Source organism: Yaniella sp. (assembly GCF_030453185.1).
GTDB lineage: Bacteria > Actinomycetota > Actinomycetes > Actinomycetales > Micrococcaceae > Yaniella.
In genome coordinates this window covers 1-25,778 of record NZ_JAKDKW010000032.1, presented here as the reverse complement: position 1 = coordinate 25,778, position 25,778 = coordinate 1, and the positions used below count along the sequence as shown (strand labels likewise).

The window sequence follows — 25,778 nt, the reverse complement described above, 5'->3', positions numbered from 1 at the left end:
CCTGGATCATCCCGGACCGGGTACTGCTCAGACAGCGCAAGGTTTTGTGGTTTGTCGGTCACAGCACATCATCGTCCCCGTGAGCTTTGATAGACTCCACAGCTTGCTTTACCGATTGGGCGTGCTCGGTGGTCGTCACCAAAAGGGCGTCACCGGTATCGACCACCACAATATTCTCGACACCAATGAGCGCGATCACGCGTGAAGTATCCGTCACCACAACGCCGTTGGCATCGTCTGCGTACACGCGCGGGGTTTCCCCAATCACGGTCACCCCGGATTCGTCCGCGGCGGGATTCAACCGGGCGATGGCCGCGAAGTCACCGACGTCGTCCCAAAGAAAGTCGCCTGGAATCACGGCTACATCGCCGGCTTCTGCTGCGGGCTCTGCCACCGCGTAGTCAATCGAGGTCTTCGGCAGCGTCGGCCATATCTCAGCCATAGGCTCGGTGACGTCCCCGGCGACTCGGGCTCGAGCAATCGCGGTCACACCTTCGAACAGTTCAGGTTCGTTTGATTGAAGGTGCTGCAGCAATAATCGCACCGGGGCAACAAACATCCCGGCGTTCCAGAAGTGCTGACCAGAATCAACATACCGTTGAGCGACGTCGGCCTGGGGTTTCTCAACGAACTTATCGACCTTAAACGCCGAGGGCGCAGCTTCAATCTCGAGCTTTTCACCCTTCTGGATGTAGCCGAATCCCGTTGACGGATAGGTCGGCTTAATACCGATTGTCACAATCTTATTGGTCACCGCTGTAGCGATGGCTTCGGCAACGGCAGTACGAAACACATCGTCGGGTCCAATCACCTGATCAGCGGCGAAGGACCCCATGATGGCCTCGGGATCTTGTTCGAACAGCACAGCGGCGGCGACCCCAATAGCAGCGGCCGAGTCTTTTGGTTCGGGTTCGAGGATAAAATTTTCCTCGGCAACACCTGACAATTGATCACATACGGCATCACGGTGGGCTTGTCCGGTTACCACCATGATGTTGTTTCCGGCCAACGGATGCAGTCGATCATAGGTGGCCCGGATCAGGGTCTGGCCAGACCCTGTGAGGTCGTGGAGAAACTTTGGCGCAGCGGCACGCGATAATGGCCACAGTCGAGTTCCGACGCCGCCGGCCGGTATAACAGCCCAGAAACGGTCAAGCCCCGGAATATGAGATGATGAAAACTGCTGTTGGTTCACCCGAACTACTGTATTGCAGAACTCTGACAACTAGCTCAAGTTACCCGCAGCACCGGCTAAAATGTCGTAATCAAGAATTGTTCACCGGTTAGTATTAGCCTAGAGCTAAGGACGCATCTCGCACCGGCGCTGAACGAAAGACTAAAAATAGGGTCTAGGCGCCACACCGCGTACTTTTGGAGGTTTCATAGTGTCTACTGCGACAACCGCGCAGCAGTCTCCTCCTGCCGAGAAAAAATCTGGCAGAGGGACGCTTTATCGCGGAAAAGAAGGTATGTGGTCCTGGGTTGGCCACCGCATCACCGGAGTGGTGATTTTCTTATTCTTATTGGTCCACGTGTTAGATACCGCACTGGTCCGCGTTTCGCCCGAAGCCTACGACGCCGTCATCGGTACGTACAAAAACTGGTACATGGCGCTGGGTGAATCAGGACTCGTCGCCGCGGTGATTTATCACGCGTTTAACGGCATCCGCATCGTACTGGTCGATTTCTGGAAAAAGGGCACCAAGTATCACAAACAGATGCTGTGGGCAGTCATGATTCTCTGGGTCGTCGTGTTCGGCGCATTCTTCGTACGCCACATGATGCTGGTTCTGGGAGGTTAAGCGCATGTCAGCTCAACAGCTAAATATCGCTGCCCCACGTAGTGGCGACATCGATCCGAAATATCTACGTCAGTCCGCGAGTTCCTCGTCGAACCGCGAAATGTTCAAATGGCTCTTCATGCGCATTTCTGGACCAATCCTGTTGGTCCTGATTTTCGTGCACTTATTCTCCAACCTGATGGTTGGCGATGGCGTGCATGGCTTGAACTTCGGTCTGGTCGCAGGCAAGTGGGCATCTCCGCTATGGCAGATCTGGGATCTCACCATGCTCTGGCTCGCAATGATTCACGGCACCATTGGCGTCGGCACAATCATTGATGACTACACCAGCAAAGACCGCACCCGCGTTGGCTTCAAAGTTGCCCTCTACTTGGCAAGCGTTGCCATTATCGTGCTCGGTACCCTGGTGATCTTCACCTTCGAACCGTGCATGACTGATGCCGCTGGCAATTTGATGGACAACTCGCCAAGCTTCTGCTTCAACCAATAAGCACTTGAAGCCAACAAGACAGAAAGAAGACTTCATCTGATGCAAGTACATAAGTACGACGTCGTGATTGTTGGCGCTGGTGGCGCTGGCATGCGCGCAGCCATCGAGTCTGGCCAGCGCGCACGAACTGCGGTGCTGACCAAACTGTACCCAACGCGATCACACACTGGCGCTGCCCAGGGTGGCATGTGTGCCGCCCTGGCAAACGTTGAAGAAGACAACTGGGAATGGCACACCTTCGACACCGTCAAGGGTGGCGACTACATCGTGGACCAGGACGCCGCTGAGGTCATGGCAAAAGAAGCCATCGACGCAGTACTGGACCTGGAAAAAATGGGCCTGCCGTTCAACCGTACGCCCGAAGGCAAGATTGACCAGCGTCGCTTCGGTGGTCACACCCGCGACCACGGTAAAGCCCCGGTTCGTCGCGCCTGCTACGCAGCCGACCGCACCGGTCACATGATTCTGCAGACCCTTTACCAAAACTGTGTCAAGCACAACGTCGAGTTCTACAACGAGTTCTATGTGCTCGACATGCTCATGGTCGACGAGGACGCTACCCGTGCAGATGGCACCCCCTATAAGCAAAAGCGCGTCGCAGGTGTCGTCGCGTTAGAGCTGGCCACCGGTGAGATTCACATCTTCCAGGCCAAATCGGTTGTCTTCGCAACCGGCGGTGCGGGTAAGGTCTTCAAGACCACCTCCAACGCCCACACCCTGACCGGTGACGGCATGGCTATCGCCTACCGTCACGGTATCCCGCTGGAAGACATGGAATTCATTCAGTTCCACCCAACCGGGCTTGCAGGATTGGGCATTCTGCTTTCCGAAGCGGCCCGTGGTGAAGGCGGTATCCTCCGAAACGCCGACGGTGAGCGGTTCATGGAACGCTACGCGCCAACGATTAAAGACTTGGCACCGCGTGACATTGTCGCTCGCTCCATGGCCAACGAAGTGCGAGAAGGCCGCGGTGCGGGGCCAAATAAGGACTACGTCCTGTTGGACCTCACCCACCTAGAACCTGAACACATTGACGCCAAGTTGCCGGATATCACCGAGTTCGCACGTACCTACCTGGGTGTCGAGCCATACACCGAACCGGTTCCGGTCTTCCCAACCTGTCACTATGTGATGGGCGGTATCCCAACCGATATCGAAGCAAATGTGCTGCAGGATAACGAGACCCGCATCCCAGGACTCTTCGCTGCTGGCGAGGTAGCCTGTGTATCCGTCCACGGTGCAAACCGTCTGGGTACCAACTCACTGCTCGATATCAACGTCTTTGGCCGTCGTGCCGGTATTTATGCCGCCGAATACGCCAAAGACGCTGACTTCGTTGACCTACCAGAAAACGGCGAAGCGTTCCTAGAGAACCAGATTGAATCGCTACGCTCTGCTGAGGGAACCGAAAAAGTTGGCGCATTGCGTGCCGAACTCCAGGAAGTCATGGATGCCGATATGCAGGTGTTCCGTTCCGAACAAACAATCCGTCGCGCTATCGACAAGATCTACGAACTGCGCGAACGCTACAAAAACGTTGCAGTCCAAGACAAGGGCAAACGCTACAACCTCGACCTGCTTGAAGGTCTAGAATTGGGCTACCTGCTCGACATTGCCGAAGCCATGTCAGTTGCAGCACTGCACCGTCCTGAGTCTCGCGGAGGCCACTTCCGTGAAGACTTCCCAGATCGTGACGACGATAAGTGGATGGTCCACTCGATGCTTTACCGCGACGAGAACGCCGAAACTGAGGGTGTCAAAGGCATCCGCTTTGATACCAAAGACGTTGTCATGACCCGCTACGAACCAATGGAGCGTAAGTACTAATGACCACTACTTTCGAACCAACATCAACCACCGACAACGCAGGTGCGGTCGACTCGTTCACTGTCACCGTGCAAGTTCGCCGCTACCAGCCAGAATTCCACGAGGAAGGCTACTGGGAGAGCTGGACCGTTGAAATGCACGGCACCGACCGTGTGCTTGATGCGCTGCACAAGATCAAATGGGAACTGGATGGTTCACTAACCTTCCGCCGTTCCTGTGCTCACGGCATTTGCGGATCAGACGCCATGCGCATCAACGGCGTTAACCGTCTGGCGTGCAAGGTCCTCCTTAAGGACCTTGACACTTCCAAGCCAATCACCGTGGAAGCCATCAAAGGCCTTCCTGTTGAGAAAGACATGATCGTGGATATGGAACCATTCTTCCAGTCCTACCGTGAAATCATGCCGTTCCTCATCGCCGATGAGTCCAAGGAACCAACCCGCGAACGTCTGCAGTCCGCCGAAGCTCGCGAAGCATTCGATGACACCACCAAGTGCATCCTGTGTGCCGCGTGTACTTCATCCTGTCCAGTCTTCTGGACCGACGGCCAGTACTTCGGCCCTGCAGCCATCGTCAACGCCCACCGTTTCATCTTTGATGACCGGGATGAGGGTGGCGACATGCGTCTTGAGGTCCTCAACGATAAAGAAGGCGTATGGCGCTGCCGTACCACCTTCAACTGCACCGATGCATGCCCACGTGGCATCCAGGTCACTAAGGCCATCGCAGAGGTCAAGCAAGCCATTCTTGCTCGCAACATCTAAGCTGTTGTAGTGCTAGAAACCCCAAGAGCTGGGAACGGAATCTTATCCGTTCCCAGCTCTTGCGTTAACCAACAGTTTTTAAGAGTCGTCTTTGGACGCTTCATCCTCATAGAATTTCATCGCCATCCAGCCGTGCGTCATAGCGCCCCCGGCACGGATAGCGGCGGCGACCATAACAGCCTCTGACAATTCGGCTTCAGTGGCGCCAGCCTTCTGGGCCGCCCGGGAATGCGCTTCGATACAGTGTGGACATTGCGTGGTGGCCGCCACCCCGATGGCAATCAGTTCGCGGGTCTTCTTTGACAGTTCATGGCCTTCTTCTGAAAAGACCGATTTGTCCCATTCAGCGAACGTGGCAAAATCGTCCGGAGCGCCCTTGCGAATATTGCGGCCGTACTTCGCGTCGTGAGAATCATAATGCTGCATATTTGTCCTTTCATCGGAACCCACCACCATGGTGGTTCCTCCAGGCTAATTTTTGTAGCGTGATTTGACGAGAGAGTATCCTCGCGCAGCTTTCTGGCGACGCTTACTCCACTGACGGCAATCTACGGGCCAGCACAACATCTTTGGCCTGCGTGCCACCCACGTCAAAGGTACGAGTGCCAACTTGTTGAAATCCGTTACGCTCATAAAACGTAATGGCCCGAGCGTTGGCCTGATTGGTCCCCAACCACATCCAGTGTCGTTCCGAAGTGATGTAGTGCTCCATCAAATGAGCCATCATATTCTTCGAAACCCCTGCCCCGTGGAAGTCTGGGTGCACATAAAATTTGGACATCATCACGGCACCCTCAGTGGGCAGCTCACGGTCAATGTCGGCGTCCACAGGAAGTGTGTCGTTGATGCACACGGTATAGCCGACTAGCATCGCACCGTCAGTTGCGACGAGTACATAGACCTGGTCGTTTGCAATCCATTCAGCGAAGACCTCAGCGTTGAGCTCATGATGCACGAAATTCTCGATCGCGGTATTGTCCATCTCTGGCGGGCACGCCAGTGGAAATGTCCGTGCTGCCAGCGGCACGAGCTCATGAACATCAGTATCTTTAGCAATGCGAATGGAAACGCTCATAGTCCCCTATTCTAATCTGCAATGTTGCGATATTGCTGCATTGAAGGATACTCATGCCAGACAAGCTATTTTTCAGGTACAGGCTGATGTTTGAACCATGCAGTGAGGTCTCGTCGAAAGGCAAGGGACAGTAGCCAGCAGGACGCTACCAATTGGGCCAGGCTCAGCGCCAATGCGACCACATCAAACGAACCTGATGTAAGTATTCGGGCCAAGCCATTGAATCCACCAGCCGCCGCGAGCACGGCCAATAACACTGTGGCCCAGCGAGCCCAGTTTTTCGACTTGTGGACCCCTAACAGGACAACCCCGTATATCAGCCCAAAAAAGATCACCGAGGAAATATACGCGTTCCGCAGCGAAGCGACGGTCACACTCGATTCACCATTCACTTGGATGACCGCATCGGCGGCAGCGGGCAAAAAGGTAATCACCAAGTTGATTACCTGGCCTCCAACCATGACCAGCGCAACGATTACAAATGCTAAGGTAAAACGCTTTACATTCTGAGGTTTTTGATCTGGCAACTCTTGCACGCTCAGTTCACTTTCTTTATGGGGCCGTGCTCGTTCACTGTTCTCCTGCCGGACGGCTGAACCGTGACGTCCGCAACCCGGTAGTCGCCTGTATCAAAATCAGCAGCGCCAGACCAGTCATCGGCAAAATATAAGCTCCGGTAGATTCCAAACCGAATCCGTAGAACAGCGGACCAATCGAGCCTATCGCAACGCCAACGGTCGAAGTCAGCGCTGACACCGTTGACGCATGTTCAGGAGATCTAGCATATTGGACGATCTGATCATAGGAGACCCCCAAACACATACCCTGGGCTAATCCAAGCAGCAGCGCGACCCACAGCGCACTCGTTGAACCGGCCGTCAAATAGACCGTTATACCCACTACGGCCGGCAACGGAGCCAATGGTGCCAGCACAGGGCCCCAACCTTTGCGCAGCGCTACGGGCACCAAAAAGGCAAACGGTAGCGACACAATATTGACAAGCGACGTGTAACCACCTGCTGCCCCAGCAGACACTCCATCCATGATGAAGGTCGTAGGTAGCCAAGCGGAAACCGTGTAAAACGTTAATGATGTAACGCCCAGATAGAATGCCAGTGCCCAAACACGTGGATCAGTTATTGCGCCACGAAGCCCAGTCTTCTCCCCCGCTACAGGTGCCACACTGAGACCGCTAGACAACGCCGCAGTCGTGGTCGAATTCAGGGAACGTGTATAACCAGCCCAAAGAGCTAGAGCTACAATCCCGACAGCGGACCACAGCGCTAGCGTCTGCCGCCAGTCGAATCCTGTGATCCGCATCATTGGGATGGTTAGTCCCAGAGCCATAGCGGGTCCAAGACTCAGGGCCATGGTGTAGACACCGGTGAGTGGTCCGCGCCGTTGAGCCCGCTGCGACGCGATTGCTGCCGGACCCAGGACGGTACCGATCGCTATCGCAATCCCTAAGATTAAGGTTCCTGCCAGCAATGTCACCGTAGTTGGAATGGAGCGAATGAGCGTTCCGCCGACAATGCCCACGAGTGCCCAACCTATTATGCGGTTCATCCCGAATCGGGTGGCCAACTGAGGGACGAACGGTGCCACCACCAATGTCAGTGCCAGAGGGATAGTTGTCAGCAGCGAAAGGAACGTCTCGCCACTGTCAAGGTCTGCCCGAATTTCCGGTAACAACGGTCCCAGAGCGGTAGTAGGGATTCGGAGATTCAGCGCGATGAGGAGTACGGCAGCGGCGACGAGGAGAAAAGCTCTGGCGTCGGATGATGGTGAGCGGTCGTCAGGGAGCGCCGACGTACGATCCATTATTGACGTTCCTACCTGTTTCTTACGCGGGCTGTGACACGACCCTGAGCGCACTGCTTGGTACTTAAACGTAGCAGCCGGTCAGATATGCTGACCGGCTGCTACAAACTATGAGTAAGACTCTGAAGATCTTTAAATGTTGTTAGTTGGCTGGAGGTGGGCCTTGTTGTGGTCCTTGACCACCTGGGCCCTGTCCAGGTCCGGATGGACCACCATAGGGGTTGCCAGGTGCTTGAGGATTCTGGCCGTAGCCTTCGTGACCGGGGTGTTGTCCGGGCGGTGGTGGTGTTTGGCCACCGTAGCCGTAAGAGCCTGGTTGTCCACCTGGGCCCCAGCTTTGCTGATATCCAGTGTAGGGTGCCGGAGAGTACCACGCAGTTACCTCAGGGCGGAACACAAATATGAGGAACCAAATCGCAGTTCCAACATATACGAGGTTGCTGAGGACCGATATGATGCCCATCGCGGCGCTAAGGCTAAACAGCCCGAGCGAGGTGAAAAGACCGAACAGACCACTCAACCCGCCGAGGATGGCAAAGACAATTCCGAGGATGCGTCCCCAATTTTTGCCACCCAGCAATGGGATGAGCACCAGTACGTAGAGCCCGGCTGTGAGGACCACACCGATAATAGTGCCAAAGACGGTTCCACCAGTAACAAGGCTGGATTCAAAACCTGCCGCCTGGAATTCCGATGAGAGGACTACGCTATTGGTAATTGCTGAGATGATCCCCAGAACGATAGCAGCGACAGCGGAGACCAGAGTAGCCAGCTGTACCTGACGTACCGATGCTGGCAGGTCCGAGTCAGCCGAGAGGACTCTCCCGAGAGGTGATTTCCCATTACTTGGGTTCGATCCACCGGGTGTGGAACCATACGGTTGGCCTTAAGGGCCGGTGGGTGCCCCTGGGCCGCCACCCATCGGTGGTTGCCCGTCATAAGGATTATTCGTCATATCCTATACTCCAAATTATTCAAGATGTGTTTCTGCTGCATCGCACTGACTCTTGGTTGGCACCGTCTGATCAAAGACAGTCAACTTTGGCGCGCTCAACACTGTCGGTAGCTACATGTTGTTTATTCAACTTACCGGCCTAACGTATCAGGCTTAAGCCACGTTTTCATGGTCTTCGGCATAACACCCGACGAATTGTGATGTTAATGTTGCAGACGACGATGGAAGCCGAACCATTGCGCTGTTTGTTTGTTCATAGCTTGAACAATCCACCAGATCGTCAAAAGTACTGCGACCCAGCTCAGCACTGCATTAAAGAGCTCAAGTGTCTGTAGCTCGCCGTAGTTGACTGTGAACAGTAGGCTTAAGCCTTCTGACAGGATAAACAAGACCGCGAAAACTATACCCATGAAACGTGCCCAGGTTTTTGTTGCACGAAGCCCCAGGCCCACGATGAGGAATAAGATCACCGACAGTGCTCCGAAACCAATGAACGAAATGATTGTCCAGGTGTGCATGGTGTCCACCATTTCTGGTGTTAGCCCTTGGGCTTGGTCCGGTGGTAGGACCTCGTTGTAGTACTCCGTGGTATCCACGGTCTGTAAATGTATGAGCCCGAGGACTGTGATAATCACATTCAAGGCCAACAGTGGCCAGATTAGCGATTTCGTCAGCTTTGAAGAACGCGGTTCTTCGCCTAGGTTTGATCGCTGTGTTGCAGAATATGGTGTTGTGCCGTATTTATTCTCTGATGCTTCAGGCATTTCATCTTCCTCATTCATCTTGTGAAGTGTTCCTAATCCTCATAGAAACACTAGTCGTGGCGTAATGCTTCGATGGGATCTTTAGTTGCTGCTCGTCGTGCAGGCAAGGTGCCCGCCAAGAATGCGATCAAGATGATCACGGCAGCGATAATCAACAATGCCAGTGGTTCAATAGCAAACAACGATAGGCCCGGAACGGAGTCGAGAGGTCCATTGATCAGCAGGGAATTGCCCAACACCCCGACTCCTGCGCCCAGTCCGATGCCGATAATCGATCCCAACAGACCGATCACGATGGCTTCGGTGGAAAAGAGCGTGAAGACTTTCCCGTTGGTCATGCCCAATGCTTTGTACAGACCGATTTGGCGGGTGCGTTCTTGAACGGAGATTAGCAGTGTGTTGACGATACCGAAGCTGGCTGCCAACAGCGCGATTAGTGCGAAACCGTTGAAGACCCACGTGACGGCATCGATGATTCCGCTGATCATTCCCATCTGGTCTTCAACCGTTTGTCCAACCATATCGACCTCGGCTAGATCATCTTTGATCTGTTGCTCGTTATCAGCGAGGTTTTCCACCGTGACAACCGCTTGCATATAGGTGGAGGCAAGGGTGGTATCACCAGCTGTATTATTTATTTCCGCAATTTCTTGATTCAAGCCATGCGATGGTATGGGTTGGGTTCCGGTGCCAGTAATGGTTTCTTCTGCAACCCCAACGATTTCTGCTTCAACCGTATCCGTATTACCTTCTAAATCCTGAGCGCCCACGACGACGGTCTGGCCGATGGCTTGATCTGCATTTTCAACATCATCAATGTCTAAAGCACCCAGCCATGTCGTCGGAATGACCATTTCATAAACATCGTCGGCAGTTGATGGTGCACCACCTGCGGCATACTCAACCATCGAGAGTTCGAAAGGGAGACCGGTTGACGAAAGCGCGTATTGGGTACCGTCCTCAGTTTCCAGGTACTCGGCGCTGATAAAGACCATAGGATCAACGAGCTCGACGTTGTCGAGGCTTTCAATGTCCTCGACATCTGCTTCATCAAGGGCAGGCATGCCAAATTCGGACATGGAATTTTCGGCATCAGGATCATATTCTTCTGGCTCATTGGCAGCAAAACCCAGGGACGCATCCGTGGTTTGGGCTGGCATCACATATACCTGATTGCTATCCCCCATTGCATCGACCTGAGTATCAATGTATCTATTGATTCCTGCGCCGATCCCTGAGGTCAGGGTCAAGGTAAAGGCACCGATCACAACGGCGGTTACGGTGAGGAACGTGCGAAGCTTGGTCCGAAGGGTGTTAGCTAGGGCCGTGCGAAATATATCAAGCAGTCTCATCGGTTAGCCACCTTGTCTTCAATAATCAGACCGTCTTGAATGCGAATCTGACGATCGCATTTTATTGCGAGGTCTTCGTCGTGGGTTACGACAATCAGGGTTTGCCCTTCGGCGTTGAGACCAAAGAGAAGATCCTCAACGACTGCTGAGGTTTCTGAGTCCAAGTTGCCGGTCGGTTCATCAGCGAAAAGGATTTCTGGGGAATTGATCAACGCGCGCCCGATCGAAACCCTTTGCTGTTGCCCCCCGGAGAGGTTGGTCGCTTTTGCCTTGATTTTGTCGCCCATATCAAGCTGCTCTAGGACCTCGATACCGCGACGGTTCCGTTCGGCTTTCGGTACTTTAGCGATCTTCAGCGGCAGGGTAACGTTTTCGAGCACGGTTTCTTGCGAGTTCAGATAGAACTGCTGAAAGACAAAGCCGAAAGTCGTGTTCCGAACCTTAGCGATTTCCTTCGGGGTAAGGTCCGACACAACGTTGCCGCGCATCGCAACAACACCGGAACTCGGTTGGTCGAGCAGCGCGAGAAGATGCATGAGCGTGGATTTTCCAGACCCCGACTTCCCAATGATCGCCACCGATTCGCCTTGCTGAATCTCAAAGGTAAGCCCTTTGAGCGCTGTAACTTGGTTCATGCCGGCGCCGAATACCCGGGCAAGGTTTTCAGTTTCTAGTAGTGGTGGACTTTGGGTGGGTGAAACAGTCATGGCTGTCCTTAAATCGCAGTTTTATCAGCTACTTATGAGTCTGCCAAACCTGCAGTTTGAATACTTCCACTCCAAGACTGAAATTCGACTAGGCCGTTGGGGTGAGAATAGCCGTTAAACGACTCCGCCTGGCTGAAACGTCAGCCAGGCGGAGCGGTCGAGTCGAGGTTTTATCGTCCGGGTGGAAGGAAACCAGTCTTCTTATACACTTCGTCCAACACTGGCGCGGCGACGCTGCGAGCTTTCTCTGCCCCAATGGCCAGGATACGGTCTAGTTCTGCCGGGTCGTCCAGCAGTTCCAGAGCCCGGGTACGAATCGGTTCCAACCGTTGGGTTACGACTTCGGCTAAGTCGACTTTGAGATGGCCATACATCTTGCCTTCGTAGGCTTCGACCAGCTGATCTACACTCTGGTCGGTGACGGAAGCGTAGATATCGAGCAGGTTCGAAACACCCGGCTTGTTTTCACGGTCGTAAGTGATCTCTGTTCCGGCGTCCGTTACAGCTGACTTGATTCGCTTGGCGGTGACCTTGGGCTCGTCCAGGATATTGATCAGCCCGTTTGGTGAGAGCGCAGATTTCGACATCTTTGCTGTCGGATCTTGGAGGTCGTAGATCCGAGCGCCGGTTTCTGGGTAAAAGCCCACCGGCACGACGAAGGTCTCACCGTAGTGGTGGTTGAATCGTTGGGCCAGGGTTCGGGTCAGTTCGATGTGTTGGCGCTGATCGTCTCCAACCGGTACACCGTGTGGCTGATACAGCAAAATGTCTGCTGCCATCAGCATGGGGTAAGTAAACAGCCCAACACCGGTCGCGTCATTGCCTTCCCGTGCCGACTTATCTTTGAACTGGGTCATACGTGAGGCTTCACCCATGCCGGTCAGACACGTAAGAATCCAGGTCAATTGTGTGTGTTCCGGAATATGGGACTGAACAAACAAGGTCGAACGTTCTGGATCAATGCCAGCAGCAATGTATTGTGCTGCCGCCACTCGAGTCCGCTTGATCAGATCTGCTGGATCCTGCTGCACGGTGATGGCGTGCAGATCGGGAATGAAGTAAAACGCCTCAAAGTCTTCTTGGACTTTTACCCAGTTGACCAGCGCACCAAGGTAGTTCCCCAGATGCAACGAATCTGCCGATGGCTGCATACCCGACAGAACGCGTGGGTGCGCAGCTGCTGACGTCAGATGTGCTGTTTTTGATAGGTCAGTGGCCAGGATATCGGCCGGTGTTGGTTGGCTGGTAGACACGAACAGGCCTTTCTAGAACTGGTAGTCGACCACAAGTGGTGAGTGGTCTGAGAAACGGGCATCGTATGACGGCGCACGGTCCACAACGGCTTTCGTAACTTTTTCAGCCAGTTGCGGTGTGGCCACCTGATAGTCGATGCGCCAGCCGGCATCGTTATCAAAGGCTTTCCCACGGTAGGACCACCAGGTGTAGGGCCCGGGAACTTCTCCTGCTATTCGTCGACCAACATCGACCCAGTTGAGCTGCTCAGGAGAAAAGAACTTGTCGAAGTAAGCTCGTTCTTCCGGCAAGAATCCGGAATTTTTCACGTTGCCCTTCCAATTTTTGATGTCCAGTTCAGTATGACCAACGTTGAGGTCACCGGTGATGACCGAAAGGTTTTGGCTGGCTTTCATCTTCGGTAAGTAATCAACCATGGCTTCCAGAAATTCGTATTTGTCGTCCTGGCGTGGCGTATCAACTTCGCCGGAGTGCACATACACACTGGCGACGGTGATCTGCGAACCATCTGGCGTGTTGAAGTCAGCTTCGACCCAACGTCCTGAGTCATTGAGGCCTTCAGCTAGGCCGGTGCGCGTTTCGAGGGGTTTGAAGCGGGAGGCGATTGCTACTCCGGCGCGTCCTTTTTCTTGAGCCTCATCACTGTGGATGTACACGTGTTCCCACTCATCACCGACAATTTCGGTGAGCATTTTATGCAGGATATCTTCTGGGGCACGCACTTCCTGCAATGTGATGATGTCGATATCGCGGTTCGCAAACCACGACGCCATATCGCGTCGGTGAGCGGCGCGAATCCCGTTGACGTTGACGGTCGCTACGCGAAGTGTATTTTCAGCCTTTGGATCAGCAGCGTTGGTATGCATAATTCTTTCTAGTTGATGATGTCGCCAGAAATGGTACTTTGACCGTTATCAGAATCCGGTTTGGATTTGTTGTGACGGTCCGGGTTGATCATGTCTCGAGCATTGGCAGCGGTCATCTCGATGGTATCGAGGGCACGCTCAATCATCTCAATATCGGCCTGATCTGCACCTTTGGCAAGTTCTTCAGAGATGACGCGCTTTTGTACTTCCACAATTTTCAGGGAGTGGTCCACTTTTGTGTCACGCATGGGATCCGATGCATCGACCACAGTCCCCCCGGCAGAGGCTGCGGCCAAGTTGGAGCCGAAGTTTTGTGCTGTTTTATGTACGGCACGAGCACCTCGAGCCACCATAATCAACGAGACAGTAGAAAGGATCAACCAGCCACCGGCGATGGCTACGACCATCCAACCGACGACGTCGTTCTGGTTGGCCGCAAAGATCACGGCCACAATAAAGGCAATAACTACCACGAGTAAAACGACGTTCGTCAGTCGAAGACCGCGGCGATGAGATGAAGATTCGATGGACTGCATATCTTCTAGTATCCCGTATCCGGGTGTCAGGTTCCCAATCGGTGACAAACATTATCCGCAGCGCTAACACGGCAGTCCCCCGACCGCAATATCAACCGGCCGAGGGACTGAACGTATGACGTTACGTAGCTGCTGCTACTGTTTACTTGCAGCGTTATGTTCCGCGATTTCTACGACGTTTGCCACCAGCTCCACACGGGTCATTGGTCCGACGCCACCAGGGTTTGGTGACATGGCAGAGGCAACATCGGCGACGTCTTTGGCCACATCCCCAACAATACGGGTTTTGCCTTCGTCTGTGGTTTGGCGCGAGACACCGACGTCGAGAATGACGACACCTTCTTTGACCATATCTTTGGTGACCATCCCGGGGTTACCGGCCGCCGCAATAATAATGTCAGCCTGCCTGATCAGTTCTTCCATGTTGCTGGTACCGGTGTGGGCGGCAATCACAGTCGAGTTTACGTCACGACGGGTAAATAACAGGGTTGCGGGGCGACCAATCGTGATGCCACGACCGATGACCAGCACGGTTTTGCCCTTGGTTTCAAGGTCGTAGTGCCGCAATAGTGTGAGACAGCCCTTCGGGGTGCACGGTAGCGGCCAGGTGACTTCACCACCTGCTGAGGCCACGAGTCGGCCCAGGTTGAGCGGGTGCAGACCATCGGCATCTTTTGCCGGGTCGATGGCTTCCAAAACCTTATCGGTGTCTACGTGGTCCGGAAGTGGCAGCTGCACGATGTAGCCGGTGCATTCTGGGTTGTTGTTGAGTTCGTCGATGACTTCCAGAATTTCGTCCTGGGTGGCGGATTCTGGCAGTTCGCGGTGCAGAGAAGTGATGCCGATTTCTTCCATATCTCGGATTTTGGCACCGACATACGATTGCGATCCTGGATCAGTTCCAACCAGCACGGTGCCAAGACCGGGAGTCACACCCTGTTCCTTGAGCTTCGAGACACGTTTTGTGAGGTCTTCTTTTATGTGGGCCGCAGTAGCGCGGCCGTCAAGTTTTAGCGCAGTCATCTGGTGGAGACGTCCTTTGTCTATCGGTATCGACTTACATCCTTCGCCCACGTCCGGGCTCTGCACTCAGTGTAATGACCAACCCGCAGACTGTCACCGTTTGCACCTTAACTACGACACAACAAAAAACGGGCCTGCTCCCCCGGTGGAGGAAGCAGGCCCGTGCTCGAGTTACGTCGGCCGACGACTTACCAGCCTTCAAGCCCTTCATACAGCGGGAAATCATCGGCAAGCTTCTCAGTGCGAGCGCGTAATGCTTCGACATCTGGGCTGGGCTTCAACGCCTGAGCGATGATGTCTGAGACTTCTGTGAATTCCGCGGAGCCGAAACCACGGGTAGCCAGCGCCGGGGTACCGATACGCAGACCAGAAGTCGTCATCGGTGGGCGTGGATCCCATGGCACCGAGTTGCGGTTTACGGTAATGCCTACCTCGTCGAGGATGTTTTCACCCTGTTTGCCGTCCAACTCAGAGTTCCGGAGATCGACCAGCACTAAGTGAACATCGGTACCACCGGACAGCACGCTGATACCGTGTTCGGCAACATCGGAGGCCATCAGACGTTCCGCCAGGATCTGCGCCCCCTCCAGGGTGCGTTCCTGACGACGTTTGAACTCTTCAGAAGCGGCGATCTTGAACGCCACGGCTTTCCCGGCAATGGCGTGCATGAGTGGGCCACCCTGCTGACCAGGGAATACACGCGAATTGATCTTCTTGCCGTACTCCTGTTTGGCCAAGATGAACCCGGACCGGGGACCCGATAGCGTTTTGTGAACTGTTGACGAGACGACATCGGCGTGGGGCACCGGGTTCGGGTGCAGTCCTGCTGCAACCAAACCGGCGAAGTGTGCCATATCAACCCACAGTTTGGCACCAACTTCTTGAGCGATCGAAGCAAACGCTTCAAAGTCTAACTGGCGCGGATAGGCAGACCAGCCTGCAACAATAACATTTGGGCGTTCGGCCAGTGCTTGTTCACGGACCTTGTCCATATCGATGCGGAAGGTCTCGCGGTCCACTTCGTAAGCCACAATCTTGTGACGACGACCAGAGAAGTTCAGCGGCATACCGTGGGTGAGGTGTCCACCGTGGTCCAGCGACAGTCCCATCAGGGTGTCACCGTGTTCCATCAGCGCTTCCATGACGGCGACATTGGCCTGGGCTCCGGCGTGTGGCTGCATGTTAGCGTATTCAGCACCGAAGAGTGACTTCGCGCGTTCGATGGCGAGGTTTTCAGCGACGTCGACATGTTCACAGCCTCCGTAGTAACGGCGGCCCGGATACCCTTCAGCGTATTTATTGGTCAGTACCGACCCCTGGGTTTCCAAGATGGCTCGAGGAACGAAGTTTTCCGAGGCAATCATTTCTAAGCTGCCGCGTTGGCGGCCGAGCTCGAGTCCCAATACTTCGGCAATTTCCGGGTCAATTTCAGCCAACGGGGCATTATTGACATTCGACTGTTCAGACATCGCTCTCCTGGTCCAAAGAAAAAATTATGCAACGACGTTCATTATCCTAATGCTCTGAGCATACTGCGAAGTGCACTTGTCACTGAGCTGAGCATTTGGGTGCCGCCTCAACTACGCTGAACTGTATGACACCCGCCGATGCCAAACACAAATTTGGGACCGTACAGCACTTCAACATCATCATTATTGGGGCCGGCCAGGCAGGTTTATCAGCGGCCGGAACATTGCACCGCCGCGGTCTGGTTCCCGGCCGTGATTTCGCAGTGTTGGATGGTAATACTGGTCCCGGCGGTGCATGGCGACACCGTTGGCAGTCCCTCACCCTGGGTCGGGCCCACGGGGTGCATGATTTGCCCAACTTTCCGCTGGAAAACCCAGATACGTGGCGACCCGCCTCTGAAGTCGTCTCCGAATATTACGGTGCCTACGAAGACCACCTCGAACTAGGTGTGATCCGTCCCGCAAAGGTTAAGGCGGTGACTCGGCTCCAGGATGGTCTGTACTATCTGGCAACCGAAGCCGGCGACTTCACGGCCAACGCTCTCATCAATGCCACCGGCACCTGGGAAACCCCACATATCCCCCACTATCCGGGGCTTGAAAATTTCTCGGGGGCACAGTGGCATACCAAAACGTTCCGCGATGTTGAGGATTTCGCAGACCAACGCGTCCTGGTGGTCGGTGGCGGAGCCTCCGCCACGCAGTTTCTGATGATGTTGGAGAAAGTCACGGACCACACCATCTGGGTATCACGATCGTTGCCCCGCTGGAATGCCGAGCTCTTTGATCCTGGCTGGGGTCGCAAAGTCGAACAGCGCGTGACGACGCAAGTGACCGCAGGGTATGCGCCTCGCTCAGTGGTCTCCAATACCGGGCTGGCATTGGATAAACACAGCTTGCGCTACATTAATAGCGGCACCCTGGTGTTCCGTGGATTTATTGATTCGTTCCGCGAACACGAAGTCGTCATCAATGGTCCCGGACCCGATGGGGCCACGGTAAACTCGCAAGGTCCAGTCGTCGATGATCTCCTACGTGACGCTGATCCGGCAGTCTTGGAACTGCACCGCAATACCGAAATCCTGCCTGGCCACGGCACAGATATTGACCACCAGTGGGTCACCCCGATCGATGCCATTCTGTGGGGCACAGGCTTTCGTCACAGCCTGGATCACCTGGGGCCGTTGGGACTGCGCAGTGAACGCGGTGGCGTACAAGTCGAGAAAGACGGCGTGACCGTGTCGGCCGCACCGGGGATCTTTTTGGTTGGCTACGGTGCGTCTGCCTCGACAATAGGCGCGACCCGCGCAGGCCGCCGTGCAGCCGTCGCTGCTCTCCGATTCACCGAATAGCTTGCCGTAGTTTTGAATTACTCATAAAAGTGGCATAATGAACAGTGGATCGACAAAGGAGGTTTAGGTGACCAATACTGGCCAGATCAATGATTGGCCGTCGCGTATCCGGGCAACCGGTTTGCGGTCTACCCGTCAACGCGTAGCGACACTGGAATCTCTTGAGAGTTTCCCACACGTTACCGCTGATGAACTGTTGAACCAGGTTCGCCTGACCTTACCTACGATCACCATCCAATCAATCTACACAGTGGTCCAATCGCTGGTGGATGTCGGCTTGGTCAGAAAACTCGAATTTGGGTCCTCCGCGGCCCGATTCGAAATTGAACGGCCCGACAATCACCATCATGTGCACTGTCGGCGATGCGGGCACATTGAAGATGTGCCCTGCCAGCACGGAAGTGCACCGTGCATGACACCAGCTAACACGCACGGAATAGTAATCGACGTCGCTGATGTCGTCTACCACGGAATATGCACTCAATGTTTAGAAAACGTTGACGCCGCCATCACTTCCGATTCTGGTGTGTCAGCCTAAACTGTAGATTTGTCCGCACAATCACCCCTCACCCCAATTTCAAGGAGACTGAGTATGGCTGAGAAGAAAACTCCTCACGCTACCGGGTCAACCACACAGGCCGGTATCCCAGCGGTAAGCGACCGCAACTCGCTAACCGTTGGACCAGACGGTCCGATCGTCCTGCACGATCACCACCTGGTTGAGACCCTGCAGCACTTCAACCGCATGAATGTGCCAGAGCGCCGTCCGCACGCCAAGGGCTCGGGCGCGTTCGGTACCTTTACGGTCACCGAAGACGTATCCAAATACACCAAGGCTGCAATGTTCCAGCCTGGTGTAGAAACCGAAATGCTTGCACGCTTCTCCACCGTGGCCGGCGAGCTTGGCTCACCAGACACCTGGCGCGACGTTCGCGGTTTCTCACTGAAGTTCTACACCTCCGAAGGTAACTTCGACCTGGTTTGCAACAACACCCCGATCTTCTTCGTGCGCGACCCAATGAAGTTCCCACACTTCATTCGCTCCCAGAAGCGTCTGCCAGAAAATGGTCTGCGCGATAACACCATGCAGTGGGACTTCTGGTCACAGAACCCAGAGACCGCACACCAGGTCACGTACCTGATGGGCCCACGCGGTCTGCCAAAAACCTGGCGCAACATGAACGGCTACGGCTCACACACCTACATGTGGGCCAATGCCGAGGGCGAGCGTTTCTGGGTCAAGTACCACTTCCTCACCAACCAGGGCATGGAGCACCTGTCGAATGAAGAAGCTGAAGCACTGGCCGGTACAGACGCCGAATACCACCGCCGTGATCTCTACGAAGCAATTGCTCGTGGCGACAACCCGTCATGGGATCTGTGGGTGCAGATCATGCCATACGAAGATGCCAAGACCTACCGGTACAGCCCATTCGATCTGACCAAGATCTGGTCGAAGAAGGACTACCCACGCATCAAGGTGGGCACCATGGAGCTGAACCGCAACCCAGCCAACCACTTTGCTGAAATCGAGCAGGCTGCCTTCTCACCGGGCAACATGGTTCCCGGCGTCGGTATGTCCCCGGACAAGATGTTGCTTGGTCGTAACTTCGCCTACGCAGATGCTCAGCGTTACCGTATCGGTACCAACTTCCAGCAGCTGCCGGTCAACCGCCCGATCAACGAAGTTCATTCATACAACTTCGAGGGCAGCATGTGGTTCGAACACACCGGCGCTCGTCGTCCATACGTACCAAACTCCTTTGGTGACTCGTGGTCCGACGAAGAAGGTGCAGTCGATGTGTCCTGGGAATCCGATGGTGACCTGGTCCGTCAGGCATACACCCTGCGTGAAGACGACAGCGACTTCATCCAGCCAAACATCCTGGTCAATGAAGTCTTCAGCCAGGAAGAACGCGATGGTCTGGTAGAGACCGTTTCCGGTGCCCTGGAAACCGTCATCGAACCGGTACTTTCCAACGCTATCCAGTACTGGAAAAACGTCGACGAAACGATCGGTCAACGCATCGAGGAAAACGTTCGTCAAGGTGCTGTTACAGGTGATCAGCAACCCGGCGGTGACCCACTAGATAATCAGCGATAAATTCGCTGTTCTACGCTTTGATTAGCTAGCAAAAGATTCCGGTTCTCTCATGCAGAGGGAACCGGAATTTTTTGTTCCGATTACTCTAGAAGACATGAATCCTGTACTTAACGCCCATTGGAAACCCTGGCGTAGTACTTCCCCGCTCGGTACCCGTCGCCCGACGAAAACAGATCTGGCCGAGGCATTGGAAAGTACTCACGGCAGAGAGGATGTCTTACCGTATCCCACCGATGAGCAATCTGCCGGCACAGTTCGCGTTTTGGCGGTGGGCATCAACCCCAGTCCGTGGACCGCAGCCGTCAATGCACCATTTGCCCGGCCTGGTAACCGGTTCTGGAAATCGCTTGCAACCGCTGATATCACTCACCATGTCGTGGATGCCGCAAGCGGTCTATCGCAGGCCGACGAGCGCATGCTTGCCGAACTGGGACTCGGTATCACGAACCTCGTGTCACGACCGACAGCACGAGCTGACGAACTCAGAACAGCCGAACTCCGCGCAGGGGCTCAACGTCTGGCCCAACGGGTTGACGTTATACGCCCGGACGTCGTGGCAATCCTCGGCGTCACAGCCTTCCGGACCGCATTCTCAGTACCTCGTGCCACCCTGGGACGCCAAACCATAGACGACCTCGAAGACTGGCCCAAAACGGTTCAGCTCTGGGTGTTGCCCAATCCCAGCGGACTTAACGCACACGAAAATGTCGCAACTCATGCCGCAAAATGGCGCACAGTTTGGGCTGTCTCCAAGAAAGCGTAGGCGAAAGCACTTGCTCAGGCAGCGCCGCATTGTATTTTTATACTGGTAAGTCTGGGATTTCACGATACTATAGCGACGGATAGTCTTACGAATGAAGGAAAGCTTCCCATATGGTCACCGGCACGAACAGTCTCATTGTCACTTTGTCCTGCAAGAATCAGCCTGGCATTGTCCACGCGATCACCGGGGCGCTGCTCAACGTTGGCGCAGACATCTCCGAATCCCAGCAGTTCGACTCCCACAACAGTGGCACCTTTTTCATGCGCGTACAGTTTGCAACTGATTCAACCGTTGCAAAAACCGAAGAAGCCATCGCCGATGTCGTTGAGCAATTCGACATGGACGCGCGCGTCTACGATGCGGCTGCTAAGACCCGGACCCTGATCATGGTGTCGAAAGATGGTCGCACCATGAATGAGCTGTTGTTCCAGCAACGCTCCGGCACACTCCCTGTGGAAGTACCGGTGATCGTTTCAAACCACCTCGATCTGCAACCGATGGCCTACTTCTACGACGTTCCATTCGTGCATATCCCTTTGATCAAGTACAAAGACGGCACCGATAATAAGGCCGACGCCGAAAAACGTCTGATGGAATTGGTTGACGAATTTGATATCGAGCTGGTCGTCCTAGCGCGTTACATGCAGATCCTCTCCGATGATCTCACTCGAAAGCTTGATGGGAAAGCCATCAACATTCACCACTCATTCTTGCCTTCGTTCAAGGGTGCTCGCCCGTATCATCAAGCCCACGACCGCGGTGTGAAACTCATTGGCGCCACCGCACACTATGTGACAGCCGACCTCGATGAAGGCCCGATCATCGAGCAGCGTGTACAACGTGTCAATCACGCACTTACCGCGCAGGACTTTGTGCAACGCGGCCGTGCGGTAGAAGGCGCCACCCTGGTACAAGCGGTGCAGTGGCACACCGAGCATCGCGTACTCATGGACGGCGATCGAACGGTCATTTTCGATTAATCCCCTTGTGACGTCACCATGGGTTGCCAGGTAGTGACACCGTGAATTGGGAGATTTATGGTGACCGTATGGCAATTATTAAAACTGTGCTGGGCAAAACACCCCAGCTTGATCAAACCGTTTTCCTCGCAGAAACAGCTGCAATCACCGGCGACGTCACCATGGGCGAACACTCCTCCGCCTTCTACGGAGTGTCTGCTCGCGGCGACTCAGCACCGATCGCAGTTGGTGCTCGTTCGAATCTGCAGGATAACGTTGTCTTGCACGCTGATGAGGGGTTTCCGTGCACGATCGGTGAGGACGTTTCGGTGGGGCACGCAGCCGTCGTACACGGCGCGACCGTCGGAGACGGCGCACTGATCGGCATGAATGCCACCGTACTCAACGGTGCAACAGTTGGTGCAGGCTCGCTGGTCGCAGCGAATTCCATGGTGCCAGAGGGCATGGACATCCCACCAAACTCATTGGTCGCGGGTGTACCGGCAAAGGTTCGTCGCGAACTCAATGAAGAACAAGTCGCCGGTCTTCGCAGCAATGCGGACATCTATGTACGCTTGGCAGCCGAACATCTTGACGCCGAAGATGTGAAATAGCCGACACTTCAGCATCGTTGCCCAGTGAATATCAGTGGGTTCTCTTGTATTTCATTCAATTCATGTGAGCATAGGATTATGACACAAAAGCTCGTGATTTTACCGGTACAAACCGATCGAGATAACACTCCGTTCGAAAACGCCCATGCAAGGACCGTGGCTGCTGCAGAAGCCAACGGTTTCCGCATTGTCGAACCTGATGATGGCGGAGCCACAGCCATCATCGTGGTACGGATGTTGGACTCGGCGATTATCGATCAGACACTGGCCGCAAATCCTGCGGTTTCCTGGGTGCAGCTGCCGTTTGCCGGGGTGGAATCTTTCCTTCCGGTCGCAAGACAGTATCCAGAAGTATCATTCACCTCGGCAAAGGGCACATTCGCGCCACCGGTTGCAGAACATGCCCTAGCCTTGACCCTCGCATTGCTCCGGCATTTACCCGAGCGGATACGCGCTACCAGTTGGGGTTCGTCCTACGGCACCACGTTGAACGGCGCGAAGGTACTCATCGTTGGTGCCGGTGGCATAGGCTCCGAGCTCGTCCGGTTATTCTCGACCTGGAACACCGAAATCACAGTAGTTCGACGTCGGCCTGACCCGCTTCCGGGAGCTGATCGCACGATCACAGCCGACCAGTTAGACGACGTCCTGCCTGAGGCTGACGTAGTCGTCCTAGCAGCTGCTGCCACTCCAGACACAGCACAAATGTTCGGTGCAGAGCAATTTGAACTGATGAATGATCAAGCGGTATTCGTCAATATTGCCCGAGGGACGCTGGTAGATACGGATGCGCTCGTTGCAGCCTTGGCTAACAGGAAAATTCGTTCTGCTGGATTAGACGTGACTGACCCAGAACCACTGCCCGATGGTCACCCGCTGTGGGACGAGCCCAATTGTATCGTTACCCCGCACACCGCTGACACTCCGCCTATGGTAATTCAGTTGCTCGACGAGCGCATCGTGCGAAACCTCGACCGTTTAGCGAAGGGAACTGCACCTGATAAGTTTGAAGGTCTGGTCGATGTGCAGGTCGGCTACTAACCAATCCCGCAGGACACCATAGATGAGGTTTTGCCCATGATGATCTCACCGTTGCATCGGTACTTATCTGAAATGCTGGAAAATTTACGGCCCATGACGTCCGGAACGGTCAATCCGGTCACCGAAGTGGCTACGAATCCAGACGTGAATAAAGTGGGCATCACGATTACCACCGTCAACGGCCATCAATATTCGTCGGGCGATTCCGACCAAAAATTTGCTATTCAATCAATCGCGAAGGTCTTTGCGTACGGGCTAGCGCTCGACGATCTCGGTCCCACAGAAGTCGGCAAAAAGGTCGATGTTGAACCTTCTGGTGACCCCTTCAACGAAATCTCACTGCAGCGAGGCAGCGGTCGGCCTGCTAATCCGATGATTAATGCGGGGGCTATTGCCACCGTTGGGCTCATCAAGGGCAAGGGCGGCACAGATCGTCTCAGTCGTATTTCTCGACACATGGAGCTAGCTTCCGAGGGCTCGCCCGGGGAGTTGGAGATCAACCGCACCGTCTATCATGCGGAAAACATTGGTGGCCACCGTAATCGAGCGTTAGCGTGGTTGCTGCGCTCCTTTGAGATCATCGACTCGGATCCCGAACCAGTGGTTCAGGACTACTTCTTAGAGTGCTCTACCGATGTCACTACCGAGAATCTTTCTATGATGGCGGCGACCCTGGCCAATAAGGGCGTCAACCCGGTGACTGGGCGTGAAGTGTTCAGTGAAGAAACCACTCGGCAGGTCTTAGGGGTCATGATGACGTGCGGCATGTATGACGCCGCCGGCAACTGGATGATCGATATCGGCCTGCCTGCCAAATCTGGAGTCGACGGTGGCATCATGGTGGTTGTACCGGGTCAACTTGGCATCGGTGTCTATTCGGCACCGCTCGATGATCACGGCAACTCCATACGCGGAGCCGCAGCAATCCGTCGTGTCACCCGTGACCTCGGCATGCACTATGCAGATGCTGCACCACTTGGTGGATCAACTTTGCGTGCACACTATTCCCTGGCCGATGCATCCCTGGGTGTCGTTCGGTCTACTGAATTATCTCGCATTACATCGCAGTTTGGGGATCGCTGTCAGATCCTAGAAGTCTCGGGCGACCTCGGCTTTGCCGAAACCGAAACTCTCGCCCGTACCATTGTGGAGATGGAAGATGACGTCTCAATGGTCATCATTGATTTTCAGGGCGTCGATGACTACGGTCGAGCAGCGATTTTGATGTTGGCCTCCTTGACTTCGAGCTGGCGGGAAAGCGGCAAAGATATTATTTTCATCGACTGGGGCGAGTCTCTGGTCGAGAGTATTCTGGATTATCTAAGCGTTCGTGATGACCTGTATCTGCCTGATCCTCGTGAGAAGGCTAAGGCAGCATCTGCAGGCCAGATCGATCTTCCGTGGGATGCAGAGTCGATCGAAAAGGAAATTACCGGTGAGTTCCGGCTGTTCGATAACCGCTCAGCTGCGCTCGAATGGGCAGAGCTGCGCTTAGCACAGCGCTATGCCCGTCAGATTCTGCAAACCGATGATGCTCCTCGTGACCCTGATACCGCTCCGGTCTTCGAATTTCTCGATGATCACGATGTAGATGTACTGGCCGGTTACATGGAGCTGCGGAGTTATACCGCGAATACGGTCATTCGCCGCGTCGGCCAACCCTTCGGCGGGATTTATTTCGTTCGGTCAGGTCGCGTTGAGTTGGCCGCTGAAGGTCGCGGTGACACACGATATCGTCACGTCTACCTCTCCCCCGGTACGACATTCGGTGAATTTGCGTTGAGCTACACGGGCCGACAGCTGACCACCATTCGTGCTGTCGACGACGTTGAGGTGTTGGTCCTATCAGCACGAAAGATTGCTGCCATCGAAAAATCGAACCCGCAGTTGGCTATCCGGTTGTGGACGGCGATTGCCCGAGAAGCCTACACGGTGCTGGAGCAGTCGTCACGTGAAGCCGGCGCGCGTGAAGAATATGATCCTGACCAGCACGACTAACGTATCCAACGGCCGAGGCTAGGCGGCGAGGCGGAGGGTCAGGGTCGATTGCGTGGTCTTGGCAAAGCAGTCTGTGGTGGCCCTGACTTGGGGTCGGGGTTCTTCGTCTGGTGGTTCCTGTTTGTCGGGTGGGATGCCCTCAAGAACTGGACCGGTGTCTTTGGAATACCTGTGCCCGGTGGGTGTGGTCACCGAAAGGTGTTCTGGTGTTGCTTGGTGTGTCCACCCGGTGTTTTCTTTGA

Annotated in this window: 26 protein-coding genes and 1 pseudogene; 12 read left to right on the top strand and 15 right to left on the bottom strand. The window is 54.7% G+C overall.

The annotated features are described in order from the left end of the window. Nucleotides 1–58: 58 nt before the first annotated feature. Complete coding sequence (locus L0H14_RS06530; RefSeq protein ID WP_301417937.1) at nt 59–1,195, bottom strand: mannose-1-phosphate guanylyltransferase; 1,137 nt, start codon at nt 1,193–1,195, stop codon at nt 59–61. Between the two features lie 190 nt (nt 1,196–1,385). Here L0H14_RS06530 and sdhC point away from each other — a divergent pair, with 190 nt between their 5' ends. Genes sdhC through L0H14_RS06510 form a run of 4 tightly spaced genes read left to right on the top strand, consistent with a single transcriptional unit; the run spans nt 1,386 to nt 4,883 of the window. Next, nucleotides 1,386–1,802, top strand: a complete 417-nt coding sequence (sdhC, locus tag L0H14_RS06525; RefSeq protein ID WP_301417935.1) for a succinate dehydrogenase, cytochrome b556 subunit — start codon at nt 1,386–1,388, stop codon at nt 1,800–1,802. Nucleotides 1,803–1,806: 4 nt separating this feature from the next. Beyond that, nucleotides 1,807–2,292 carry a succinate dehydrogenase hydrophobic membrane anchor subunit gene (locus L0H14_RS06520; RefSeq protein ID WP_301417933.1) on the top strand — a complete coding sequence of 162 codons (486 nt, stop codon included), beginning with the start codon at nt 1,807–1,809 and terminating at the stop codon, nt 2,290–2,292. Between the two features lie 39 nt (nt 2,293–2,331). Beyond that, nucleotides 2,332–4,119, top strand: coding sequence for a succinate dehydrogenase flavoprotein subunit (sdhA, locus tag L0H14_RS06515; protein WP_301417931.1), 1,788 nt, complete (start codon nt 2,332–2,334; stop codon nt 4,117–4,119). Then, nucleotides 4,119–4,883 carry a succinate dehydrogenase iron-sulfur subunit gene (locus L0H14_RS06510; RefSeq protein ID WP_301417929.1) on the top strand — a complete coding sequence of 255 codons (765 nt, stop codon included), beginning with the start codon at nt 4,119–4,121 and terminating at the stop codon, nt 4,881–4,883. The genes sdhA and L0H14_RS06510 overlap by 1 nt, the downstream gene beginning before the upstream one ends. A gap of 78 nt (nt 4,884–4,961) precedes the next feature. On the opposite strand, the gene L0H14_RS06505 is transcribed toward L0H14_RS06510, so the two are convergent. The 13 genes from L0H14_RS06505 to glyA form a co-directional block, all read right to left on the bottom strand. Further along, nucleotides 4,962–5,309 (bottom strand): carboxymuconolactone decarboxylase family protein, encoded by a 348-nt coding sequence (locus L0H14_RS06505; RefSeq protein ID WP_301417927.1) that lies wholly within the window; start codon nt 5,307–5,309, stop codon nt 4,962–4,964. A 103-nt stretch (nt 5,310–5,412) separates the two neighbouring features. Continuing rightward, entirely contained in the window at nt 5,413–5,958 is a 546-nt protein-coding gene (locus L0H14_RS06500) for an N-acetyltransferase (protein WP_301417925.1), read from the bottom strand. Nucleotides 5,959–6,023: 65 nt separating this feature from the next. Next, nucleotides 6,024–6,494 carry a hypothetical protein gene (locus tag L0H14_RS06495; protein ID WP_301421527.1) on the bottom strand — a complete coding sequence of 157 codons (471 nt, stop codon included), beginning with the start codon at nt 6,492–6,494 and terminating at the stop codon, nt 6,024–6,026. Nucleotides 6,495–6,528: 34 nt separating this feature from the next. Then, nucleotides 6,529–7,779 carry an MFS transporter gene (locus L0H14_RS06490; RefSeq protein ID WP_301417921.1) on the bottom strand — a complete coding sequence of 417 codons (1,251 nt, stop codon included), beginning with the start codon at nt 7,777–7,779 and terminating at the stop codon, nt 6,529–6,531. 142 nt (nt 7,780–7,921) lie between these two features. Beyond that, nucleotides 7,922–8,401 carry a hypothetical protein gene (locus L0H14_RS06485; protein ID WP_301417919.1) on the bottom strand — a complete coding sequence of 160 codons (480 nt, stop codon included), beginning with the start codon at nt 8,399–8,401 and terminating at the stop codon, nt 7,922–7,924. 536 nt (nt 8,402–8,937) lie between these two features. Continuing rightward, a complete protein-coding gene (locus L0H14_RS06480) occupies nt 8,938–9,498 on the bottom strand; it encodes a hypothetical protein (protein WP_301421525.1) in 561 nt (186 codons plus the stop codon). A 50-nt stretch (nt 9,499–9,548) separates the two neighbouring features. Further along, nucleotides 9,549–10,850, bottom strand: coding sequence for an ABC transporter permease (locus tag L0H14_RS06475; RefSeq protein WP_301417915.1), 1,302 nt, complete (start codon nt 10,848–10,850; stop codon nt 9,549–9,551). Continuing rightward, nucleotides 10,847–11,557: an ABC transporter ATP-binding protein gene (locus tag L0H14_RS06470; RefSeq protein WP_301417913.1), complete on the bottom strand. Its 711-nt coding sequence runs from the start codon at nt 11,555–11,557 to the stop codon at nt 10,847–10,849. The genes L0H14_RS06475 and L0H14_RS06470 overlap by 4 nt, the downstream gene beginning before the upstream one ends. 170 nt (nt 11,558–11,727) lie before the next feature. Further along, entirely contained in the window at nt 11,728–12,780 is a 1,053-nt protein-coding gene (gene trpS / locus L0H14_RS06465; RefSeq protein ID WP_301417946.1) for a tryptophan--tRNA ligase, read from the bottom strand. Nucleotides 12,781–12,822: 42 nt separating this feature from the next. Further along, a complete protein-coding gene (locus L0H14_RS06460; RefSeq protein WP_301417911.1) occupies nt 12,823–13,677 on the bottom strand; it encodes an exodeoxyribonuclease III in 855 nt (284 codons plus the stop codon). Nucleotides 13,678–13,685: 8 nt separating this feature from the next. Next, nucleotides 13,686–14,261 carry a hypothetical protein gene (locus L0H14_RS06455; RefSeq protein WP_367618011.1) on the bottom strand — a complete coding sequence of 192 codons (576 nt, stop codon included), beginning with the start codon at nt 14,259–14,261 and terminating at the stop codon, nt 13,686–13,688. A gap of 87 nt (nt 14,262–14,348) precedes the next feature. Further along, nucleotides 14,349–15,236 (bottom strand): bifunctional methylenetetrahydrofolate dehydrogenase/methenyltetrahydrofolate cyclohydrolase, encoded by an 888-nt coding sequence (locus tag L0H14_RS06450; protein WP_301417907.1) that lies wholly within the window; start codon nt 15,234–15,236, stop codon nt 14,349–14,351. Between the two features lie 188 nt (nt 15,237–15,424). Beyond that, a complete protein-coding gene (gene glyA / locus L0H14_RS06445) occupies nt 15,425–16,705 on the bottom strand; it encodes a serine hydroxymethyltransferase (protein WP_301417905.1) in 1,281 nt (426 codons plus the stop codon). A 125-nt stretch (nt 16,706–16,830) separates the two neighbouring features. On the opposite strand from glyA, the gene L0H14_RS06440 reads away from it, so the two are divergent. From L0H14_RS06440 to glsA, 8 genes are all read left to right on the top strand, one after another. Then, complete coding sequence (locus L0H14_RS06440; RefSeq protein ID WP_301417903.1) at nt 16,831–18,057, top strand: NAD(P)-binding domain-containing protein; 1,227 nt, start codon at nt 16,831–16,833, stop codon at nt 18,055–18,057. A 67-nt stretch (nt 18,058–18,124) separates the two neighbouring features. Continuing rightward, entirely contained in the window at nt 18,125–18,595 is a 471-nt protein-coding gene (locus L0H14_RS06435; RefSeq protein WP_301417901.1) for a Fur family transcriptional regulator, read from the top strand. 54 nt (nt 18,596–18,649) lie between these two features. After that, nucleotides 18,650–20,161: a catalase gene (locus tag L0H14_RS06430; RefSeq protein ID WP_301417899.1), complete on the top strand. Its 1,512-nt coding sequence runs from the start codon at nt 18,650–18,652 to the stop codon at nt 20,159–20,161. A gap of 94 nt (nt 20,162–20,255) precedes the next feature. After that, entirely contained in the window at nt 20,256–20,924 is a 669-nt protein-coding gene (locus L0H14_RS06425; RefSeq protein WP_301417897.1) for a mismatch-specific DNA-glycosylase, read from the top strand. A gap of 110 nt (nt 20,925–21,034) precedes the next feature. Then, nucleotides 21,035–21,904, top strand: coding sequence for a formyltetrahydrofolate deformylase (gene purU, locus L0H14_RS06420; protein WP_301417896.1), 870 nt, complete (start codon nt 21,035–21,037; stop codon nt 21,902–21,904). A gap of 68 nt (nt 21,905–21,972) precedes the next feature. After that, nucleotides 21,973–22,497, top strand: coding sequence for a gamma carbonic anhydrase family protein (locus L0H14_RS06415; protein ID WP_301417894.1), 525 nt, complete (start codon nt 21,973–21,975; stop codon nt 22,495–22,497). A gap of 78 nt (nt 22,498–22,575) precedes the next feature. After that, nucleotides 22,576–23,538 carry an NAD(P)-dependent oxidoreductase gene (locus L0H14_RS06410; RefSeq protein WP_301417892.1) on the top strand — a complete coding sequence of 321 codons (963 nt, stop codon included), beginning with the start codon at nt 22,576–22,578 and terminating at the stop codon, nt 23,536–23,538. 36 nt (nt 23,539–23,574) lie between these two features. After that, the gene (gene glsA, locus L0H14_RS06405) at nt 23,575–25,536 is read left to right on the top strand and encodes a glutaminase A (RefSeq protein WP_301417890.1); all 1,962 of its coding nucleotides are present in this window, start codon (nt 23,575–23,577) and stop codon (nt 25,534–25,536) included. A gap of 18 nt (nt 25,537–25,554) precedes the next feature. Here the strand turns inward: glsA and L0H14_RS06400 are convergent. Then, nucleotides 25,555–25,778: pseudogene (locus L0H14_RS06400) on the bottom strand (hypothetical protein); the annotation flags it as partial.

Excerpts from the sequence above, each read along its gene's own strand:
- L0H14_RS06475 (WP_301417915.1), bottom strand. The coding sequence starts at position 10,850 with ATGAGACTGCTTGATATATTTCGCACGGCCCTAGCTAACACCCTTCGG.
- glyA (WP_301417905.1), bottom strand. The coding sequence starts at position 16,705 with ATGTCTGAACAGTCGAATGTCAATAATGCCCCGTTGGCTGAAATTGAC.
- L0H14_RS06490 (WP_301417921.1), bottom strand. The coding sequence starts at position 7,779 with ATGGATCGTACGTCGGCGCTCCCTGACGACCGCTCACCATCATCCGAC.
- purU (WP_301417896.1), top strand. The coding sequence starts at position 21,035 with ATGGTCACCGGCACGAACAGTCTCATTGTCACTTTGTCCTGCAAGAAT.
- L0H14_RS06500 (WP_301417925.1), bottom strand. The coding sequence starts at position 5,958 with ATGAGCGTTTCCATTCGCATTGCTAAAGATACTGATGTTCATGAGCTC.
- sdhA (WP_301417931.1), top strand. The coding sequence starts at position 2,332 with ATGCAAGTACATAAGTACGACGTCGTGATTGTTGGCGCTGGTGGCGCT.
- glsA (WP_301417890.1), top strand. The coding sequence starts at position 23,575 with ATGATGATCTCACCGTTGCATCGGTACTTATCTGAAATGCTGGAAAAT.
- L0H14_RS06425 (WP_301417897.1), top strand. The coding sequence starts at position 20,256 with ATGAATCCTGTACTTAACGCCCATTGGAAACCCTGGCGTAGTACTTCC.
- L0H14_RS06480 (WP_301421525.1), bottom strand. The coding sequence starts at position 9,498 with ATGCCTGAAGCATCAGAGAATAAATACGGCACAACACCATATTCTGCA.
- L0H14_RS06450 (WP_301417907.1), bottom strand. The coding sequence starts at position 15,236 with ATGACTGCGCTAAAACTTGACGGCCGCGCTACTGCGGCCCACATAAAA.
- L0H14_RS06415 (WP_301417894.1), top strand. The coding sequence starts at position 21,973 with ATGGCAATTATTAAAACTGTGCTGGGCAAAACACCCCAGCTTGATCAA.
- L0H14_RS06470 (WP_301417913.1), bottom strand. The coding sequence starts at position 11,557 with ATGACTGTTTCACCCACCCAAAGTCCACCACTACTAGAAACTGAAAAC.
- L0H14_RS06505 (WP_301417927.1), bottom strand. The coding sequence starts at position 5,309 with ATGCAGCATTATGATTCTCACGACGCGAAGTACGGCCGCAATATTCGC.
- L0H14_RS06430 (WP_301417899.1), top strand. The coding sequence starts at position 18,650 with ATGGCTGAGAAGAAAACTCCTCACGCTACCGGGTCAACCACACAGGCC.
- L0H14_RS06440 (WP_301417903.1), top strand. The coding sequence starts at position 16,831 with ATGACACCCGCCGATGCCAAACACAAATTTGGGACCGTACAGCACTTC.
- L0H14_RS06460 (WP_301417911.1), bottom strand. The coding sequence starts at position 13,677 with ATGCATACCAACGCTGCTGATCCAAAGGCTGAAAATACACTTCGCGTA.
- L0H14_RS06410 (WP_301417892.1), top strand. The coding sequence starts at position 22,576 with ATGACACAAAAGCTCGTGATTTTACCGGTACAAACCGATCGAGATAAC.
- L0H14_RS06520 (WP_301417933.1), top strand. The coding sequence starts at position 1,807 with ATGTCAGCTCAACAGCTAAATATCGCTGCCCCACGTAGTGGCGACATC.
- L0H14_RS06510 (WP_301417929.1), top strand. The coding sequence starts at position 4,119 with ATGACCACTACTTTCGAACCAACATCAACCACCGACAACGCAGGTGCG.